Here is a 19,209-nt window from a genome sequence, read left to right as displayed (position 1 = left end):
CTACTCACCACATTCCTGTACTTTTTTCAATGAGAAGAAAATACTTGTGCTTTCTCCTAATTTACTTTCCGCCCAAATCTTTCCGCCGTGTTCTTCAACAATTTGCTTTGCAATGGCTAAACCAAGTCCACTTCCACCTGTACTAGAATTACGGGATTGTTCTGCACGATAAAAACGTTCAAAAATATATGGAAGTTTATCAGATTCTATACCCAATCCATTATCTGTAACTCTCACAATTACCGCATTCTCTTCATCTAATAATGTAACCGTAATTTCTTTCTGCGGTTTATCCATGTACTTCACACTATTATGAATTAAGTTGGATATAACTCGTTTTACTTTCTCACGATCAGCTATTACATAGAATTGCGAAGCTTTAAGTGATTGTAAGTGCAAGTTAATTCCATACTTACTCAAGTCCATTCGCATTTCCTCTATTAAATCTTCCATAAACGTATACAGTTCTATCGTTTCAAATTGAAATGGCACACGATTCAAATCTAATTTTGAAAATAAAAAGAGTTCATCAATAAGTGTATCCATATGTGTTGCTTTTGTATAAATTGTTGTTAAGTATTTGTTCATCTTCTCGGGTGTATTTGCAACTCCATCTTTTATTCCTTCTACATATCCAATAATAGATGTAATGGGTGTTTTTAAATCATGGGAAATATTCGAAATAAGTTCTTTTCGATTCTCTTCATATTGTGCTTGCACTTCAATTGATTCTTTTAGTTTCTGCCTCATTTCTTCAAATGCTTGGTTTAATTGACCAATTTCATCATGAGACGTAACTGGAATTTGAAAATGTAAATCCCCTTCTTTAATTCTTCCAGTTGCATCCTTCAATATAAGAATAGGCTTTATTACACTTCTTGAAACGAAATAACTTAATAATCCAATGATGAAAATAGCCAACAGTAATAACGATATAAATAATATGGGAAATAGCTTTTCGGTTAGTTCCACATACGAACTTTGCTTATTCAATACAAATATACTTCCTTCTTCATTATGAGGAAAATAAAAATCAAACTTTACGTAGCGATAAAATGTGTCATTTAATTCAACCGTACCACGACTATTAATATTCGTTGCTTCAAATTTCGGAAGAGCTTCTTTTAAATTAGAACTTCCAATTGCTTTTGACGCATATGAAATTGCGTCTCCTTTTCTTACAACTATTTTCACATCTTCTTTCTCTAATGACGGCATCATGGCTTCATCTAATAGTTGTGATTGATTCTGCTTAGCTGCTGATTTCAATTCAAGAAAAGCATTTTCTTCCTCTGGTGTCAGTGGCCTTTGAATATACGAACTCTTATAGAAATTTTTCACTGACTCCAAATTCCCTGTTATAGAAAAAATAATCAAAAAACCCATAACTAACAACAGAGTAATTGAAACAAAAATAACTGCAATATAAGACAACAGAAACCTTGTTTTAATAGACATGACTCAATTCCTCACTTTATAAACTTTCCTATGTTATTCATAAGCATAAGAAGATATTTCCGAATACTCAAGCGATTTTATAGTTATTTTAGCAGCAGTTTATGAAAAATTAATATTTATATTTTAAGGTATAAAATAAAACGGATACATTTTTCAGAATTTACTTTCATTCCCATTTTCTCTTTATTTCTAACAAAAACTTCTATAGAATATGTTGATAGGAATTATAAATTTTATACTGAATCGTGGAAAGGATGGGTATTACACATGTTGAACGAATTCAAAAAGTTCGCTTTAAAAGGGAATGTTATGGATTTAGCTGTCGGGGTTGTAATTGGTGGTGCATTTGGTAAAATTGTTTCTTCATTAGTAGCAGATGTTATCATGCCATTAGTTGGATTACTACTTGGAGGAATAAACTTCACAGGGCTTTCCTTTAAATTTGGAGGCGCTGTTGTAAAATATGGTGCGTTTATTCAAACGGTTGTTGATTTCTTAATCATCGCATTCTCTATCTTCTTATTCATTAAGCTATTTAATAAACTAGCATTCAAAAAAGAAGAAGAAAAAGTAGAAAAAATTCCAGAACCAACAAAAGAAGAAGTACTTCTTGGCGAAATTCGCGACTTATTGAAACAACAAAATGCTTCAAAAGACAACGCATAATTGAACGGACAAAAGGCATGCCCCTCGTGGGACATGCCTTTCTTTATATTTTATAACGTTTCCGAATTCATATGAATGAATAAAATAATACCAGCAACCACGAGTACCATAATCGAACCTGCAAATAGTGTAATCGCAACAAATACGAGGCCCGTGCTTACATTGACTGAAATACTTTCAATAAAAATAGAAGCTACATACGTGATAAGGGCAATTCCTGCAAGAATACTTCCTGGAACAAAGCGCTTTAGGCCATTTTGTTTTAACGTCATATATGCAAAAAAAGCGGTCATACAAAGCGTAATTATCCAAAGAATAATCATCTCTTCCCCCCCACAAGCCTTTTCTTTCTATTATACATGACATTGCGTAATTATAGGGAAATTTGATTTTGGATCATGTACAATACAGGGGATAATAATCTGTGTAATACGGATGAATTATGGGCATTTATTGAAAATAATTAAGACTTTATTTTTATTTACACAAATAAAAGAACCAGTTATGTTGGGCAATAGAAAAGTGCAGAGTTTTGGAGGTTTCCACTCATAACTCTGCACTTTTTTCTTTCTTTAAGACAATTCATGTAAACGAATGACACGCGAAAAATAAGGTAAGATATCTTGATTATGTGTCACAACCACGATTGTTTTTCCTTTTTTATTTAATTGTTCCAAATACTGCAATATTACTTTTTCATTTTCGGCATCTAAGCTAGCAGTTGGTTCGTCTGCTAGTATTAAATCGCTTTCTTGTAGGATTAATCGTATGAGTGCAATTCGTTGCTGCTCTCCACCACTTAATTGATAGACCATTTTTTCTTTCAAATGAGATAGTTTAAATTCATTCAAAAGCACATCGATTTTTTCGATTTTCTCCTTTTTGCTTAACTTCTTGTATTCTAGGGCTAAATTTAAATTCCATTTTACCGTTTCATCATCCACTAACCCATAATTTTGAAATAAATAACCTATCTTTTCTCTTCTGAACATCATCGCTTCTTTCGAATGAATCGACGGATTTTTTGTATCAAATAACAATAAATCCCCTTTGTCTTTTTTCGTAATTAAGCCAATAATATTTAAGAGTGTCGTTTTTCCTTTTCCACTTTCTCCAGTAATTGCAATCATTTCACCATTCTCTACCGTTAAATTAACATTTGAGAGTACTTCTTCTTTCTCATATGTTTTAGACACGTTCACGAGTTTTATAATCTCCATCTTTATCCACCTTTAACGATTTTGTGAATATCGTTTTTAATAATCTTTTTGTATAAATATAATAAAACAATAAAATCTATTACGAGTATGCAAATATAGAAAGGAACGTTAAATTCTATAAATATATTCATAACGATCATACTTAGCAACATCGCATATACGATCAAATGTAATTTAAATGTTTTCATTATACTATAGCCATACATATATTGAATTGCGTACCTTTTACTATTCGATATGATATCCACATAATTTGAAATACAAATTACAAAGATTAATGTGAATAAGAATAGTGACGTAAAGACTAAAGAATTGTACATAATAAATTCTACAAAATGCACTTTATCCATATAAGGCGTTAACAGCGTGCCAACATTTACGAGTTTATTCAAATGATGCTTCGCAAGTATTTGGTTAAATTCATCTCTTTGGTTTAAATGAAAATAAACGTTACCCGAACTTAACTGATCATAATAATATAAGCTACCAAAGTTTCCTTGATCGATCATAATAATTGTATCTTTAAGTTTCATATCAGAATCATCTTCAGACATATTTTTACCTAACAATTCATGTTCTTGATTATTAGCAATGTAGATAACTTCTACATTATCAATGTTCTTCGAGTCGGATTTAGGAATTCCAAAATTTTCATTATAGTTCAGCAACTGATTGTATTGTTCAATATACATCTTTTTAATTTTTGATTCCTCGGACTTATACTTAGTTGGCACCAGGATAGTAGGTTTTGTTACATGGAAATTTGTTATTTTCGCTCCTGTTTCATTCTTAATTTTCATAAAATCATTTATATATCTTTCATTAACTACTATGTAATTATCTTTTATAGAAGTATATAAATCCTCTTTTGTTAATCCGTTCATTTCTAAATATGTTGGTTTTAATAATTCGAGAATGTAAGCATCACTCACGTATAACTTTTCTTGTTCATCAAAATGACGATACATTTTCTGAACAGCATCACCATATTCTGCGATTATTTTCGGATTTTTGCGTGCTTTTTCATCCTCATTAGAGTTAAAGCCATTCGATGTAAAATACCCCTCTAATTTCGTATAGCGCTCTAAATCTCTCGACTTAGCTTTATATTCTCTGTAATTCGAGATAAACGAGGAAACCGAAACTGTGATAGATAATATTAGCAGGATTTTAATTACATATAAAATATAATTTAATCTGTTCGAATATACTTTGTTCTTTATCATCAAATTTATATCGATAAATCTTAAACTAATTTGCGTAAATAGTAACATGACAACATTTATTACGATCACTAGTACTAAAAACACTAACAATAAATAAAAATAACGTGATACAACGCTACCAACGAATACATAATATAGAAAATGAACACCTAACGTAATAACAAGTATCACGCTTTCCATCACTATAAAATCTTTTAATGACGCTTGTACCATTTTAAATTTCGAATAACCGAGCATCTTTTTAATCGCATTTACTTTGATTCTTGTAAATGTGTAAATCACTAAAACCAATTGTGTCAGTATAAAGAGAATGACAAAGTTTAAAATATTGTATGTAACAATTTGACTATAAGCAATATCATTATGATACGGGTTAATAGTAATTCCTATTGCCTTTGATAAATCATTTAATCGATCCAATGATAAATTCGTATAAAACACGCCATTACTATCAACAAAATCTTCTTTTGTTAATGGGTGATAATTTAAAACTGTATCAGATGAAATTGATTTCGGCTTATTTATATCTTTTTCTTGACTATGATATATATCATAAATAAACTCATTATGCTTAGATACAGGTGTTTTAACGAGTTGTAATTGACACGTATTATTCGACAAGCATGCCGAATTCATTTTCTCATATAACTCGTTCAATTTATGCCCTGAAACATCTTCTACAATGTAACCATCAAGAGATGAATCTCCTAAATTATTCAACTCATATATATCATAAACAGATTTATTAAATATATAAGATAGCAGAAATAGCTGCCCAATTAGAAAGATAAACAATAATTTTTTCATACTATCCTCCTGCACATCATATTCAATCCGAAAGTATTGTTAGGAAGGGAAAAGGGCAAAAATTTTTAAATATTATCTTTTATAATAATCGTAATGTGAAGTTTCATCACAATACCATTTTCTGTCCGCATCTTTATAGGCTTGATCTGCTTTCCATCCAGATGAATATGTGTTGCCACAAACTTTTACAGCTGCCCATACCATATATTTATTACTATTAGTAGGTATCGCATCTCTAATATCAGAGTATACTTTTGAATCTGTTTGTCCGCCTTTATAAATTAACTCCCCATTCGCTACTGATGCTGCCGAAACAATTCCTACCGGGATTGCAAACGTAATGATTGTTAAAAACGCAATGATAACTCGATTCATTTTTTTCATCGTATCCACCCCTATATTTATTGTCCCTTTTCCCCGCACTCAATATAACATAATTTCAAAATTTGTGATTTTTTTCTAAAAATGGAAAATACGACTTTTCTCAATAGAACAAATATTGACAAAGCACGTGTAAACTAAAATATTCTAATAAAAACCTTACAAAAAATAGATACGATAGCATTTTTATTTCCAAGTTTTCTTTTCAGTATTATATTAAGATATCATTTCACCCGTGAGAGAATCGTTCCAAAAGGCATGGATTTTACTAATCATTGTTGTAATATACTTTTCACTTGTGACCCCAATCCAATCTAATACAATAAAACGTTAAAAGAACAAAATGAATGTTTTTCAACCTGAAATGTATGAAAACATGTCCTACGCAGAATTCCAACATATCTCCATTATCAATGGTCTCATCGATTACATATCGACTTCCATCGTAAGCTAGTATCATTTATAAAAGGAAGCATGGATAATAAAAAAACTCACAGCACCACGCTGTGAGTTTTCCTATTCTTACTTCGTTGAATCTCTAAATTGAATACGATGAGGTAAGATAACTGTATGATCTTCTACTTTTTCTTTATTCATATATTTTGTTAACAGACGCATTGCTACTGCACCGATGTCATACATTGGTTGTACAACTGTTGAAAGTTGCGGGCGTACCATTAACGCAAGACGTGTGTTGTCAAAACCAAGTACTTCTACATCTTCTGGGACGTTTAAACCAACGTCTTGTGCTGCATGAATTACACCTAGTGCCATTTCATCTGAAGATACAAAGATTGCTGTTGGTTTTTCATCAAGTTCCCAAAGCTTTTCAAATGCTTCTAGACCTGAATCGTATGTGTAATCTCCATCAATTACAAGATTTTCATCATAAGCGATACCTACTTCTTCTAAAGCTTTTTTGTAACCTTGTAATTTCTTTGCACTTCCCGCTTTATCAATGTAAGGACCTGATACGAAACCGATACGCTTATGGCCTTGTTCTAGGAAATGCTTCATTGCATCATAAGCAGCTTGTGTATAATCAATATTTACTGATGATGTTTCATTTTCCTCATCAAATGATGCTGCTAAGACGATTGGTACTGGAGACTTTTTAAATTCTTCTACATGCGTATCTGTAATATCTTCACCCATGAATACAATACCATCCACTTGTTTACCAAGCATTGTATTTAATAAATGAAATTCTTTTTCTCTATTTTGGTCAGAGTTACTTAAAATGATGTTATATTTGTACATTGTTGCGATATCTTCGATTCCACGTGCAAGTTCTGCATAAAACGTATTAGAGATATCTGGAATAATAACACCTACTGTTGTTGTCTTTTTACTTGCTAGTCCACGTGCTACTGCATTTGGGCGATACCCTAAACGATCAATTGCTTCTAATACTTTCTTTCTTGTTGTAGGCTTTACATTCGGATTACCGTTTACAACACGTGATACGGTTGCCATCGAAACGTTTGCTTCGCGCGCTACATCATAGATTGTTACGTTCATCTCTTCACACACTCCTTCTATATATATTATCTATCCTTATGTATCGGTTCACTTAAATGAAAAAAAGACATCAACTCTATTTGAAGATGTCACTCCCGAGTCCTTTTACTAATGATACGATAAAAATACAGGCTCATACAATATTTTCCCGCAAAAGTTTCGAAAAAATTCGCTTCTTTTCTCCTATTTTCGTATTTTTCATGTAAAAAAGGATATTTCCCGCAAAAAAGTCTATGCAACAAGTATCGCATAGACCTTATAAGCACTTCTGATTATCTAGCACGAAATGCTTTTAGCTCTTTCATAAACTCATTGAATTCTGGAATATCCATTTGCTGCGCTGAATCTGATAATGCAACAGCTGGGTCTGGGTGTACTTCAGCCATAACCGCATCAGCACCAATTGCCATCGCTGCTTTTGCAGTTGGTAATAAGAGGTCACGTCGCCCTGTAGAGTGTGTTACATCCACTACGACAGGTAAATGTGTTTCTTTCTTCAAAATAGGCACAGCGGAAATATCTAGCGTATTACGTGTTGCCTTTTCATAAGTTCGGATGCCGCGCTCACATAAAATAATCTCTCCGTTACCTTGTGCGATAATATATTCTGCTGCATACATAAACTCTTCAATCGTTGCTGATAAACCACGCTTTAATAATACTGGTTTGTTCACCGATCCTGCCGCTTTAAGTAATTCAAAGTTTTGCATATTACGAGCTCCAATTTGAATCACATCAACATAATCTAATGCCATTTCAATATCATTTGGATTTAAAATTTCACTAATAACCGCTAAATCATATTCATCCGCCACTTGACGTAAAATCTTCAAGCCCTCTAAGCCAAGACCTTGGAAATCATAAGGAGATGTACGAGGCTTGAATGCACCGCCGCGCATTAGCTTTAATCCGTGCTCCTTCATTGCTTCAGCAACTAGGCGCACTTGCTCGTAACTTTCCACCGCACATGGTCCCATAATAAAATGCGGATTGCCATCACCAATTTTTTCACCTTTTATATCAACAATTGTATCTTCTGATTTTCTCTTACGTGAAACAAGAAGCGCTTTACGGTGATCATCTTCTTGTAATTCTAAACCTGTTTGAAAAATTTGTTTGAAAATATGTTGAAGAGTCGATGTTTCAAACGGCCCATCATTCTTCTCAGCGATTAAATCAAGCATATTACGCTCACGTACAGGATCAAATCGTTTCACACCTTGCACTTCTTTTAATTTACCGACCTCTTGAACAAGACGACCTCTCTCGTTTAGTAATTCTAAAATTTGTAGGTTTATTTGATCAATTTGAGAACGTAAAAGATCTAATTCTTGTGATGCCATAAGATAGCCACCTCTTTCAAAGTTGTATATATATGAAATTACCTTATTATCGTAGTTAAGATAATTTATTATATCCGATAGATGTTAGGTTGTCACATGATATACACTACAGGTAAAATCGTTCTCTTTCACTTAAAGAAAATATGCTCCACAACTTTTTTATATGGCTTTTATATAACTTCATTATTGATTCCTAAAGTCGAATTTATCGTTAGATACATCAAGTTTATGATTGCTAATTATAAATCCTAAAAAAAGAAACAAGCATCTACGCTTGCTTCTTCCTTCTTCCTACTTCACATTCTCTTCTAAAGTTTGCTTCTTAATATTCCAATGGGATGTATGCCATACCGCCATACCATCTTTTATGTATAATACTTGTGGTGACTCATGTTTAACACCAAAATGCTCTGCGATACGATTCGAAACATCTCTTGCATCTTGCACGTATAAATAGTAAGCAGGCGTTTCTTTTTCATCATGACAATATGCCTCAAATTCAGCATACGCTCCTTGGCTAATTGGACACGTTATACTATGTTTAAAAAGAATATATGGTTCCGCTGTTTCTACTAATGCTTCAAACTCTTCCATTGTTTCGATTTTTGTCATGTCCATGTTATTCACCTCTCATACGAATTGGGAGTCTAGAGCGCTTCTCTTTTTTCTCTACCTTCTCTAACTTCTTCTCTGCTTTTTCTAGTTTTTTTTCTTGTCTAGTAGCTCGAAAATGATTATACACTTCAATCGCTGCGCTACTCCATTGTACAACTTGCGCAACTTTGTCTGCATTATTCTCAATTTCATTTGTTACAGAATCTGATACATTGCGAAGTTTCGTATTTAAAGAATGAATTGTCGTTCCAATTCCATCTACGCCTTCTACTACTTTATTTAACGACTGAGATTTCTGCTGAATATCATCAGCTAACGCGTTCGTCTTATGTAATAATTGCTCCGTCTCTACGCTTATTCCTTGCATTTGCTTTTCTAAGCCTTCTAGTGTACCTGCAACGTTTTCTAATGTCTTCTGAACTGATAGTAGTGTTCTACATACATATACCACTAATATAGCAAAAGCAACTGCGATAATAGCTGCACTTACATATAAAAGAACTTGCATTTCATCACTTCCTTTATATTTTTCATACTTTCTCCTATTATACAATCATTTTCCGTTTCGTTCTAACCCTTACATTTTCATTAGAATTTTCATACTTGTTTGTTAACTGTAACATAAATTATTCAACAAATTCCACTAAGTAGGTTACAATAAGAAAGGATACATAATTAGTAGGGAGGCTTTTACATATGAAAGACCCACGTATTGAAAAGTTAGCGTATAATTTAATTAACTACTCCATTCGCCTACAAAAAGGCGAAAAAGTATTGATTGAAAACTTTGGCTTGCAAAAAGAACTTGTAACTGCACTTGTGAAAGAAGCATATGCAGCTGGTGGTTTCCCATTCGTTTCATTGAAAGACCATCAAGTTGATCGCTCTTTATTAATGGGTGCCACTGAAGAACACTTCGAGCAAATCGCTGCCTATGAAGCAAGCGTAATGAAAGATATGGACGCTTACATCGGCCTTCGCTCTGGTGATAACATTAATGAACAAGCTGACGTTCCAAGTGAACGCATGAAAATCCACGGTCAAACAGTTGGCAAAAAAGTTCATAGAGACATTCGCGTTCCGAAAACTCGCTGGGTCGTTCTTCGCTATCCAAATGCATCTATGGCACAGCTTGCAAAAATGAGCACAGAAGCATTCGAAGACTTCTACTTTGAAGTATGTAACTTAGATTACGGTAAAATGGACAAAGCAATGGATAACCTTGTTGAACTTATGAACAAAACAGATAAAGTTCACCTTGTTGGTCCTGGAACTGACTTAACATTCTCTATTAAAGACATTCCAGCTATTAAATGCTCTGGTCATTTAAATATTCCAGACGGTGAAGTATACTCTGCACCAGTTCGCGATTCTGTTAACGGTACAGTTTCTTACAACACACCGTCACCATATAACGGCTATACATTTGAAAACGTACAACTTACATTTAAAAATGGACAGATCGTTGAAGCAACTGCAAACGATACAGAACGCATTAACAAAATTTTTGATACAGATGAAGGCGCACGCTACGTTGGTGAATTTGCAATCGGCGTAAACCCATACATCTTACATCCAATGGGCGACATCCTATTCGATGAAAAAATTGATGGTAGCTTCCACTTCACTCCTGGACAAGCTTACGACGATGCATGGAACGGCAACAACTCTAACATCCACTGGGATTTAGTATGTATCCAACGCCCTGAATACGGCGGCGGTGAAATTTACTTCGACGATGTATTAATCCGTAAAGACGGACGCTTCGTTGTATCTGAATTAGAAGCTTTAAATCCTGAGAACTTAAAATAAGTGAAAAAGAGCTCTTCCTTTGACGGGAGGAGCTTTTTTCACTTGTTTTGTCGAATAGTCCATGTTATCGATATATTGCGAGAGATGGTCGATATATTAAAAAAAGCGATATTATTTCTCTACTTCCTACCCTTTGCTTCAAATTTGACGAAAATGGTAATAAAACAAAAGTACAACTGCTAAAATGCCTACTGCTATCGACAAATGCAAAGGCCATCCCAATTCGTGCTGATCCCCAGTTTTCTTTGTTTACAATGAGCATTCCAACTGGCAAAGCAACCATAAGAATCAACATCACACTTACAAAAATCATTATAGGCTTGCTTCTTTGGATAGGAAAGCTCATATCATCACCCCTTTCCTAATTATCCTATTAATTAAAGGGGATATTTGTAAAATATTTTATCCACTGCAAGTATTGGGAAATTCCTCGGTAACTCTTCCACACTCACACTTTGGAATCCATTTTTTTCGTAGAAGCGATGCGCCGCTAAAAACTGGACTGTTGTTCCTAAATAGATAGTTTCTAAGTTCTTTTCCTTTGCCCAAGAAATTGCTGTTTGTAATAACAAACTTGCTGTCTTCCACATCTTCCCGCGAAATTCTTTCTTCACAAACATTTTTCTTAAAGCTACTTGATTGTTTCCAATATCTAATAAGGCTATTGTTCCCACAACTTTCCCTTTATACGTCGCTACCCAAAAATCCCCATTATCCCTTTGATAAAACTTTTCTATTTCTAATAAATCAGGTTGCTCTTCTTTCGTAATTGGCACATTGTACTCTTTTTGCTGAATGTGAACAATGAGACCCACTACTTCACTTTGAAACTTACTCTCATACGGAGTAATACAAATCGAATCGTTCATCGGATTTTCTCCCATTCTGAAGCTAGTACACTGTATACAGCAATGTCATGAAAATGGTCATACAGCCATTCTTCCTCACGCAGAATGCCGTCTAATTGAAAAGCAAGACGTTCTGGAATCGCACGACTTTTTTGATTCTCTACCCCACAACGTATTTCTATTTTATTCAATTTTAATTCTTCAAACGCATAGCGAAGTACAGCCTTTACACTTCGCGTCATAATCCCTTTTCCTCCTGCATCTTCTGCAAGGTAATATCCAAGGCTCGTCGCTTTCTTGCTCCAGGTCACTGGATGAATACCTACCATCCCAACAAGCTTTCCTTTATAACGTATACCGCTCTCAAAACCGTCTCCCTCTGCAAATTTCTTTAGCCACATTGGAAAAATTTCATCATACGCATCAGCAGATTTTGTCCCATCCACCCATGGAAGCCACCTTCTTAAATGATTACGGTTTTCATCAATTAATTGATATAGTTCCTCTTTATGATGTTTTTCTAGTAATTGAAGTTCAATTTCATCATCGACTCGAAGTGTGAACATTTCTCCATCCCCTTTTTATTTTCTTATTATTCTAACATTTTTCCGAAGAATCTGTTAACCCACATTCGCTATAGAAACAAAAAAAGACGTGCAACCACCGCTGCACGTCTCCTCCTTATTACTTCTCTGCAACTTGCACTTCTTTCACGTAAGCTGCTTCGAATTTTTGGATGTCGCCTGCGCCCATGAAAATAAGAACGCCGTTTTTATGTTTCTTTAATACATCCGTTGTTGTATCTGTAATCAATTCTGCACCATCAATGCGTTGTTGCAGGTCTTGAATCGTTAATTCACCTTTGTTTTCACGTGCTGATCCGAAAATATCACATAAGTATACTTGATCAGCCTTGCTTAGACTTTCTGCGAACTCATCTAAGAACTTTTCTGTACGTGAGAATGTGTGCGGCTGGAATACAGCGACAATTTCACGCTCTGGATGTTTTTGACGAGCCGCTTCAATCGTTGCGTTAATTTCTGTTGGATGGTGCGCATAATCATCAATGATGACTTGTTCTCCCATCGGCTTTTCATTAAAGCGACGTTTTACACCTTCAAAGGTTGTTAATTGATGTTTCACTGCTTCTACATCAACATTTTCATAATGACAAAGCGCAATAACTGCTAATGCATTTAATACGCTGTGATTGCCGTATCCTGTAATTTTGAATGTTTCATAATACGTATTACGAACAAACACATCAAATACAGTGCCATCTGTTCTCTTTTGAATGTTACGAGCTTGGAAATCATTATCTTCACCAAATCCATAGAAAATAACAGGTACTTTCGCTTGAATTTTTTGAAGTTCTTCATCATCACCACATGCAATAATTCCTTTTTTCACTTGAAGTGCCATCTCTTGGAATGCACTAAATACATCATTGATGTCTGTAAAGTAGTCTGGATGGTCAAAATCAATATTTGTCATAATTGCATAGTCTGGATAGTACGACAAGAAATGGCGACGATATTCACATGCCTCAAACACAAAATACTTACTATTTTCTACCCCATGCCCTGTTCCATCTCCAATAAGGTAAGACGTCGGGTGTGCACCTTGCATTACATGGGCTAACAAACCAGTTGTTGATGTTTTTCCATGTGCACCTGTTACAGCAACACTTGTATACTTACTCATAAGATCCCCTAAAAAGTGATGGTAACGATGTACTGGAATATTTAATTCTTTCGCTGCTACAATCTCTTCATGCGTATCAGGGAACGCGTTTCCTGCGATAATCACTTGTCCTTCTTTTACATTATTATTATCAAAAGGAAGGATGGAGATACCACGCTTTTCCAAAGCAACTTGTGTAAAGAAACGTTTTTCAAAATCAGAACCCTGAACAGTATGCTTCATATCATGAAGAATTTGTGCTAATGAACTCATTCCTGTTCCTTTAATTCCTACAAAATGGTAAACTGTCATCTTAAAGAACCTCCAACATTTCGAACTAATACAACGGCCTATCTATAAGACAGTATATGAATCTTTTCTTATTTTGGTAATCATCATACATTTTTGATACAGCGGAACTTTCATCAGCTCTCGCCAATCAGGATAAACACGTACGTACTTCTTATATGTCCACAACAAACTTATTATAGCAAAAAACAATCCGTTATACTATGATAACAGAAAAACTGATAGGGTCAATCACCTATCAGTTTTTCTGTTTCTTACATATCTTATCTTTTTTCTAATTGAACACGTTCTAAACGTGGGTTTGGACGATATTTGCGTCCAGCTTTTGCTTCTGGTTTTCCATTTAATTCTACATTATCACCTGTAAAACCAATGTTCATTTTTAATAAACTGCTCCCTACTCCGTATAGATCCACAGGAACATTTTGCGCTTCAAATTCACGAATACGCTTTTCATCAAATCCACCAGTTACAACAATATCTACATGCTGGAATCCTTCCTCATCAAGCGCTTTACGAAGAGCGAAAACAAGTGATGGATTGACACCACGTGGGTCAAATGTTCCAAGCACTTCTGGATGACGAATGAAATATTGATCAATCATTGTACGTGATGTATCGATGCGTACACCTTTTAATTCTGAACCAAATTCGCGTGCAACGCGAAGCCCATCTGTAATAACATCATTGTTGTAGTCAATCAGTACAACTAAATCATCCTCTGGAAACTTTTTATGATACGCCTTTGCAGCTTCTACAACGTCTCCATTAAACATTTGAATTAACGCGTGAGGCATTGTCCCCATTCCACTTTTGCCCCACCATTCATTCATTGCATGCGTTGCTTGTGCGCTCATACCACCAATATACGCAGCATACCCATCACCAGCTTGCTGTGTATAATGATCATCACGGTCTCCCATGAAAATAACAGGTTTTTCTTTTTCACCGCTGCGAGCAGCCTGTACAACATTATACACATTTGTTGCAACAGATGTACGACGAGCTAAAATCCCATCAATTACACCTTCTAAAAACCCGAAATATTCATAAGGCCCTGTAATTGTTAAAACTGTTTCAAATGGATTAATATTGTCACCATCCTTTAAAGAATGAATTTCAAGTTCTTCAGGATGTGTAGCAAACGTTTGTAACAATGCGATTACTTCATCTGTTCCGCAAAGTACCGCATGCTCTTTCTGGAAAAATTGCATTGTTACAATACTTTTTGGGCGAAATTCTTGAATAATATCACGAGTTTTTAAAAAGTAAACGGCAGAAAACCAGCCTTCTCCAACTCGTTCATCAAATTTAAATGTTTTATTTGTTAGTCGATTGATTTCACCTTTTAATTTTAATTCAATTTCTTTCATTTCGTTTACTCCCTACTTTACTATCCAACATTTTCTCTTAGTATACAGCAAAACCACTTCCTATACATTCGTTTCCTGCATCGCAGCAAACTCATCCTCTGAAATAAGGACATCTCTCGGTTTTGTTCCCCTTGCTTCGGAAATAATTCCTTGTGCTTCCATCTCTTCAATAAGACGTGCCGCGCGATTATAGCCGATGCGGAATTTTCTCTGTACAGAAGATGTGGACGCTCCCCCTTGTTCTACAACAAACTGACATGCATCAAAAAACAGTTCATCTTCGGCCTCATGTTGCTCTGTTTTCGCCAATAAATCTTCTTGCTTAAATAAATAGTTCGGCTTCATTTGCTTTTTCACATGGTCAACCGTTTTTTCAATTTCATCATCCGATACGTATACCCCTTGCACACGAACTGGTTTAGACGTACCGTTTCCTAAAAATAACATATCACCGCGGCCAAGTAATTTTTCCGCGCCCCCAATATCAATAATTGTACGGGAATCTACTTGAGATGATACTGTAAACGCAATACGCGTTGGAATGTTTGATTTAATTAACCCTGTAATAACATCCACAGACGGACGCTGCGTTGCAACTAATAAGTGAATACCACAAGCACGCGCTTTTTGAGCGATACGACAAATCGCTTCCTCAACATCACCAGGTGCAACCATCATTAAATCCGCTAACTCATCAATTACAATGACGATATATGGCAATGTCTCCCCTGGAACTTCTCGCTCACTCACAATTGTATTATAACGAGTTAAATCACGTGCACCAGCATGGGCAAACAATTCATAACGGCGCTCCATTTCTTCTACAGCCCATTTTAACGCCCCTGTAGCTGCTTTTACATCTGTAATAACAGGTGCCACAAGATGTGGAACAGAATTATATGGCGCAAGCTCAACCATTTTCGGATCAATCAACATCAATTTCACTTCATGCGGTTTCGCTTTATATAAAATACTTGTTAAAATCGCGTTAATGCACACACTTTTTCCTGAACCAGTCGCACCAGCAATCAGTCCATGTGGCATCTTCCTAATATCCGTTACAATCGGCGCTCCAGAAATATCAAGTCCAAGTGCAACTGTAAGCGGTGATTCACTCTTCGTGAACACAGGACTTCTCAAGATTTCTCTTAGAAATACTGGCTTACTCTCTTTATTTGGAACCTCAATTCCAATTGCACTTTTCCCTGGAATCGGCGCTTCAATTCGAATATCTTTTGCTGCTAAACTTAACTTAATATCATCGCTTAAGTTTGTAATTTTATTTACTTTCACACCTGGGTCTGGTTGTACTTCAAAGCGAGTTACAGCCGGTCCTTGTGAAACATTGATAACCTGAGCCCCAACATGGAAATTATTAAACGTCGTATCCAATAATTCTTTCTGTTCGTCTAACCATTCTGTATTATCCAATGTTGCTTGAGTTGGAATCGTCAACAAGGTTAATGGTGGCATTGTATATTCAGGCGGTGTTTGCAGCACATTACGCATATCATTTTCTCTTTTAGCTACAACATATGCTTTTTCTTGTACTCCTGCATTTGCAACAGGTACCTTCACTTCCGGTTGCTGAACTGGCTTCTCTGTTACTTGTGGTCCCGCTACAACCTGCTGCATTGCTCTCTCTTCCATTTGCGGTTCCGCTACAACTTGCTGCGTTGGTCTCTCTTCTACTTCTGGTCCCGCTACAACCTGCTGCATTGCTCTCTCTTCCATTTGCGGTTCCGCTACAACTTGCTGCGTTGGTCTCTCTTCCATTTGCGGTTCCACTACAACTTGCTGCGTTGGTCTCTCTTCCATTTGCGGTTCCACTACAACCTGCTGTATTGGTCTCTCTTCCGCTTGCGGTTCCGCTACAACTTGCTGTATTGGTCTCTCTTCCGCTTGCGGTTCCGCTACAACTTGCTGCATTAGTTGTTCTTTTCTTTGTGATGCTTCTTCTACTTGTTGTACAGGAGTCTGCGGCGTTTTCATTCCTGCCACCTGTCTCTCCATCAACTTTCTTCTATCTTGTTTTAACATCACAACATTAAACGGCACATGACGCTTTTTCTCACGTTTTGGTTCTACAGTTTTCTCAACGGGCTTTTCTACAGTCACTTCTTGCTTTTCTTCTGCTTCTTCAATTAATACATTTGCAAAACTTTGAACAGTTTCCTTCGTGTGCTCGTCTGCTGCTAAAGATGTTTCACAAATATCATTTTCTACTTTAGAAACAACCTTCTGTGGTTCTGCTGGTTCTTCAACTACTACTTGAGCAGTTGCTTCTGCTATGTCAGCTTCTTCCTCTGCTTTAACTTCCAGTGCTGGTTCAACTTCTTCCTCTTCTTCTACTTCTACTTCAGCTGCTGGTTCTGCTTCTTTCACTTCTTCTACTTCAGTCGCTGGTTCTGCTTCTTCCTCTTCTTCTACTTCAGCCGCTGGTTCTGCTTCTTTCACTTCTTCTACTTCAGCTGCTGGTTCTGCTTCTTCCTCTTCTTCTACTTCAGCCGCTGGTTCTGCTTCCTCAATAACACATTCTGTTAAAACAGTGTTCTCTACTAGCTGTTCTTCTGTTTCTTTCTTATATTCAATCTCTTCCATTGACGTTGTATCGATGTTCTTGACAATAGAGTCTTGTAATTGATTTTGTAGAGATTCTTCATTTTCTCCGATATCATCTTGTGATAACACCACTACATCTGGCTCTTGTCCAACTACCTGTCCGTTATGAAGAGCATGTTCTTCCTTCTTGTTATCCTGTCCAACTGCTTTATGTAACGAGCCATCCGTTGCAAATGGACGAGAGTCTGGAGAAACATCGGTCTTTTCTTTCTCCTCTACCGCAATAAATGAACGTTCAGAATCATAACCATTTTTCTCTAGCCACTGATCAACAACGGATTTTTCTTCTTTTTTACTTTCTTGTTGTCGATCATCATCAAAGCTTTGCTCTCGTTCCTTTGAAGGAATAAAAGATTCGTCTGATAAATTCGCCAGTGAGTATCCTTTTTTCTCTAGCCATGCATCGACGACCGATTTTCCTTCAACCGATATTTCAAGATCTTCCTGCCTTTTTTCTTCCGTCTTCACCTCTTCTTTCTCCATAGACGGACGTTTATATCCAAAGATCGGTGAAATCATCTCTGTTGGGCGAAATGGTCTTCGATTGCTTTCTTGTGTTGGCACAGATTTTTTTGGTATGAAAGGCTTTGGCTCAATTTCTTGTTCAACTTGTTGAGGGGCAAATGTATGGATTGGTTCTTCTACATATCTCGGCCCGCGCCTCTCCACGTTTATTACTCTCGGCAGTGGCTGCTCTTCAACATATGCTGATTCTTCAACATGTGTTGATTCTTCCACATTCTCCTCATCAAATCCATCATCAGGCACTAACGGAAATCGACATTTCACACCTGAATTCCGACTAGCCATTTGCGCTTCTCTTGCTTCAGTGTAGTGGTTTACACGAGGACGTTTCGACTTACTTTCAGTGTTCTTCGGTACTTCTTTATTCACCGCTGTTTTTTCTTCTTGATGTTCCTCTTTGTTAAACAGCTTTTTCATCCAATCTAACATGCTTACCACTCTTTCTACTAAATAGTAACATCCTTTATTGTATCAGCATTCAGCAAAAAGTGCAGGTAAAATTACGCCCTTGCCTTTTGTCCATCATATTCCAGTTTTCAGTAAGTACAATATAAAGTGATACTTTAATCAGTGAGGATTTTCTTCATCCCAGACCTATCCTCCTTGTTTCTCTTTGAATCCTGAGGCAGAGGTCTTGCTGCTCTTTAATGCAGGATAAAAGAAGACCTACACTTGTTTTCTCCTTTTGGTTTCACTCGGCATGGAGCAAAACAAGATACTAACCTCTTCTAAACAAAAAGAAATGTTTTCATCTATATTTATATATAAGTAGTTCAGTTATTGTGGAGAAAATCTAAAAT

17 protein-coding genes are annotated in these 19,209 nt (G+C 35.8%); 2 read left to right on the top strand and 15 right to left on the bottom strand.

Annotation, left to right across the window (positions count from 1 at the left end; all coding sequences use genetic code 11):
* On the bottom strand, positions 1-1,458 hold the full coding sequence (locus CN288_RS11400) for a sensor histidine kinase (protein ID WP_090687945.1): 1,458 nt from the start codon (positions 1,456-1,458) through the stop codon (positions 1-3).
* A gap of 267 nt (positions 1,459-1,725) precedes the next feature.
* On the opposite strand from CN288_RS11400, the gene mscL reads away from it, so the two are divergent.
* On the top strand, positions 1,726-2,124 hold the full coding sequence (mscL, locus tag CN288_RS11395) for a large conductance mechanosensitive channel protein MscL (protein ID WP_026593702.1): 399 nt from the start codon (positions 1,726-1,728) through the stop codon (positions 2,122-2,124).
* Positions 2,125-2,174: 50 nt separating this feature from the next.
* Here the strand turns inward: mscL and CN288_RS11390 are convergent, their stop codons facing one another.
* The 8 genes from CN288_RS11390 to CN288_RS11350 all read right to left on the bottom strand — a co-directional run bounded on the left by CN288_RS11390 (position 2,175) and on the right by CN288_RS11350 (position 9,790).
* Positions 2,175-2,447, bottom strand: a complete 273-nt coding sequence (locus CN288_RS11390) for a DUF3917 domain-containing protein (protein WP_026593703.1) — start codon at positions 2,445-2,447, stop codon at positions 2,175-2,177.
* A gap of 249 nt (positions 2,448-2,696) precedes the next feature.
* Complete coding sequence (locus CN288_RS11385; RefSeq protein WP_098302296.1) at positions 2,697-3,344, bottom strand: putative bacteriocin export ABC transporter; 648 nt, start codon at positions 3,342-3,344, stop codon at positions 2,697-2,699.
* 2 nt (positions 3,345-3,346) lie between these two features.
* On the bottom strand, positions 3,347-5,377 hold the full coding sequence (locus CN288_RS11380) for a hypothetical protein (protein ID WP_098302295.1): 2,031 nt from the start codon (positions 5,375-5,377) through the stop codon (positions 3,347-3,349).
* Between the two features lie 72 nt (positions 5,378-5,449).
* Positions 5,450-5,761: a hypothetical protein gene (locus CN288_RS11375; protein WP_098302294.1), complete on the bottom strand. Its 312-nt coding sequence runs from the start codon at positions 5,759-5,761 to the stop codon at positions 5,450-5,452.
* Between the two features lie 519 nt (positions 5,762-6,280).
* Positions 6,281-7,279, bottom strand: coding sequence for a catabolite control protein A (gene ccpA, locus CN288_RS11370; RefSeq protein WP_026593707.1), 999 nt, complete (start codon positions 7,277-7,279; stop codon positions 6,281-6,283).
* A gap of 272 nt (positions 7,280-7,551) precedes the next feature.
* Positions 7,552-8,622, bottom strand: a complete 1,071-nt coding sequence (locus tag CN288_RS11360) for a bifunctional 3-deoxy-7-phosphoheptulonate synthase/chorismate mutase (RefSeq protein ID WP_026593708.1) — start codon at positions 8,620-8,622, stop codon at positions 7,552-7,554.
* Positions 8,623-8,913: 291 nt separating this feature from the next.
* Complete coding sequence (ytxJ, locus tag CN288_RS11355) at positions 8,914-9,240, bottom strand: bacillithiol system redox-active protein YtxJ (RefSeq protein ID WP_026593709.1); 327 nt, start codon at positions 9,238-9,240, stop codon at positions 8,914-8,916.
* A 1-nt stretch (position 9,241) separates the two neighbouring features.
* Positions 9,242-9,790 carry a DUF948 domain-containing protein gene (locus tag CN288_RS11350; protein ID WP_035415657.1) on the bottom strand — a complete coding sequence of 183 codons (549 nt, stop codon included), beginning with the start codon at positions 9,788-9,790 and terminating at the stop codon, positions 9,242-9,244.
* Between the two features lie 143 nt (positions 9,791-9,933).
* On the opposite strand from CN288_RS11350, the gene CN288_RS11345 reads away from it, so the two are divergent.
* Positions 9,934-11,049: an aminopeptidase gene (locus tag CN288_RS11345; RefSeq protein WP_026593711.1), complete on the top strand. Its 1,116-nt coding sequence runs from the start codon at positions 9,934-9,936 to the stop codon at positions 11,047-11,049.
* A gap of 64 nt (positions 11,050-11,113) precedes the next feature.
* Here CN288_RS11345 and CN288_RS28270 read toward each other — a convergent pair whose 3' ends face one another.
* The 6 genes from CN288_RS28270 to CN288_RS29965 form a co-directional block, all read right to left on the bottom strand.
* The gene (locus CN288_RS28270) at positions 11,114-11,395 is read right to left on the bottom strand and encodes a hypothetical protein (protein WP_141527953.1); all 282 of its coding nucleotides are present in this window, start codon (positions 11,393-11,395) and stop codon (positions 11,114-11,116) included.
* Positions 11,396-11,426: 31 nt separating this feature from the next.
* Positions 11,427-11,918: a GNAT family N-acetyltransferase gene (locus CN288_RS11335; protein WP_098302293.1), complete on the bottom strand. Its 492-nt coding sequence runs from the start codon at positions 11,916-11,918 to the stop codon at positions 11,427-11,429.
* On the bottom strand, positions 11,915-12,463 hold the full coding sequence (locus CN288_RS11330; protein ID WP_026593713.1) for a GNAT family N-acetyltransferase: 549 nt from the start codon (positions 12,461-12,463) through the stop codon (positions 11,915-11,917). The genes CN288_RS11335 and CN288_RS11330 overlap by 4 nt, the downstream gene beginning before the upstream one ends.
* A 118-nt stretch (positions 12,464-12,581) precedes the next feature.
* Positions 12,582-13,892: a UDP-N-acetylmuramate--L-alanine ligase gene (murC, locus tag CN288_RS11325; RefSeq protein ID WP_026593714.1), complete on the bottom strand. Its 1,311-nt coding sequence runs from the start codon at positions 13,890-13,892 to the stop codon at positions 12,582-12,584.
* A 260-nt stretch (positions 13,893-14,152) separates the two neighbouring features.
* A complete protein-coding gene (locus CN288_RS11320) occupies positions 14,153-15,262 on the bottom strand; it encodes a nicotinate phosphoribosyltransferase (RefSeq protein WP_098302292.1) in 1,110 nt (369 codons plus the stop codon).
* A 60-nt stretch (positions 15,263-15,322) separates the two neighbouring features.
* Positions 15,323-18,838, bottom strand: a complete 3,516-nt coding sequence (locus CN288_RS29965; RefSeq protein ID WP_098302291.1) for a DNA translocase FtsK — start codon at positions 18,836-18,838, stop codon at positions 15,323-15,325.
* Positions 18,839-19,209: the final 371 nt, after the last annotated feature.

The sequence above is a fragment of the Bacillus sp. AFS023182 genome (genome assembly GCF_002560575.1).
GTDB lineage: Bacteria > Bacillota > Bacilli > Bacillales > Bacillaceae_G > Bacillus_A > Bacillus_A arachidis.
Note: the sequence above shows the minus strand (reverse complement) of the source record. Positions and strands in the feature narration are given on the sequence as shown.

Coding starts and splice junctions, on each gene's coding strand:
- CN288_RS11320 (WP_098302292.1), bottom strand. CDS start 15,262: ATGAAAGAAATTGAATTAAAATTAAAAGGTGAAATCAATCGACTAACA.
- CN288_RS29965 (WP_098302291.1), bottom strand. CDS start 18,838: ATGTTAGATTGGATGAAAAAGCTGTTTAACAAAGAGGAACATCAAGAA.
- CN288_RS11360 (WP_026593708.1), bottom strand. CDS start 8,622: ATGGCATCACAAGAATTAGATCTTTTACGTTCTCAAATTGATCAAATA.
- CN288_RS11345 (WP_026593711.1), top strand. CDS start 9,934: ATGAAAGACCCACGTATTGAAAAGTTAGCGTATAATTTAATTAACTAC.
- CN288_RS11390 (WP_026593703.1), bottom strand. CDS start 2,447: ATGATTATTCTTTGGATAATTACGCTTTGTATGACCGCTTTTTTTGCA.
- ytxJ (WP_026593709.1), bottom strand. CDS start 9,240: ATGGACATGACAAAAATCGAAACAATGGAAGAGTTTGAAGCATTAGTA.
- CN288_RS11380 (WP_098302295.1), bottom strand. CDS start 5,377: ATGAAAAAATTATTGTTTATCTTTCTAATTGGGCAGCTATTTCTGCTA.
- CN288_RS11400 (WP_090687945.1), bottom strand. CDS start 1,458: ATGTCTATTAAAACAAGGTTTCTGTTGTCTTATATTGCAGTTATTTTT.
- ccpA (WP_026593707.1), bottom strand. CDS start 7,279: ATGAACGTAACAATCTATGATGTAGCGCGCGAAGCAAACGTTTCGATG.
- CN288_RS28270 (WP_141527953.1), bottom strand. CDS start 11,395: ATGAGCTTTCCTATCCAAAGAAGCAAGCCTATAATGATTTTTGTAAGT.
- CN288_RS11330 (WP_026593713.1), bottom strand. CDS start 12,463: ATGTTCACACTTCGAGTCGATGATGAAATTGAACTTCAATTACTAGAA.
- mscL (WP_026593702.1), top strand. CDS start 1,726: ATGTTGAACGAATTCAAAAAGTTCGCTTTAAAAGGGAATGTTATGGAT.
- CN288_RS11385 (WP_098302296.1), bottom strand. CDS start 3,344: ATGGAGATTATAAAACTCGTGAACGTGTCTAAAACATATGAGAAAGAA.
- CN288_RS11335 (WP_098302293.1), bottom strand. CDS start 11,918: ATGAACGATTCGATTTGTATTACTCCGTATGAGAGTAAGTTTCAAAGT.
- CN288_RS11375 (WP_098302294.1), bottom strand. CDS start 5,761: ATGAAAAAAATGAATCGAGTTATCATTGCGTTTTTAACAATCATTACG.
- murC (WP_026593714.1), bottom strand. CDS start 13,892: ATGACAGTTTACCATTTTGTAGGAATTAAAGGAACAGGAATGAGTTCA.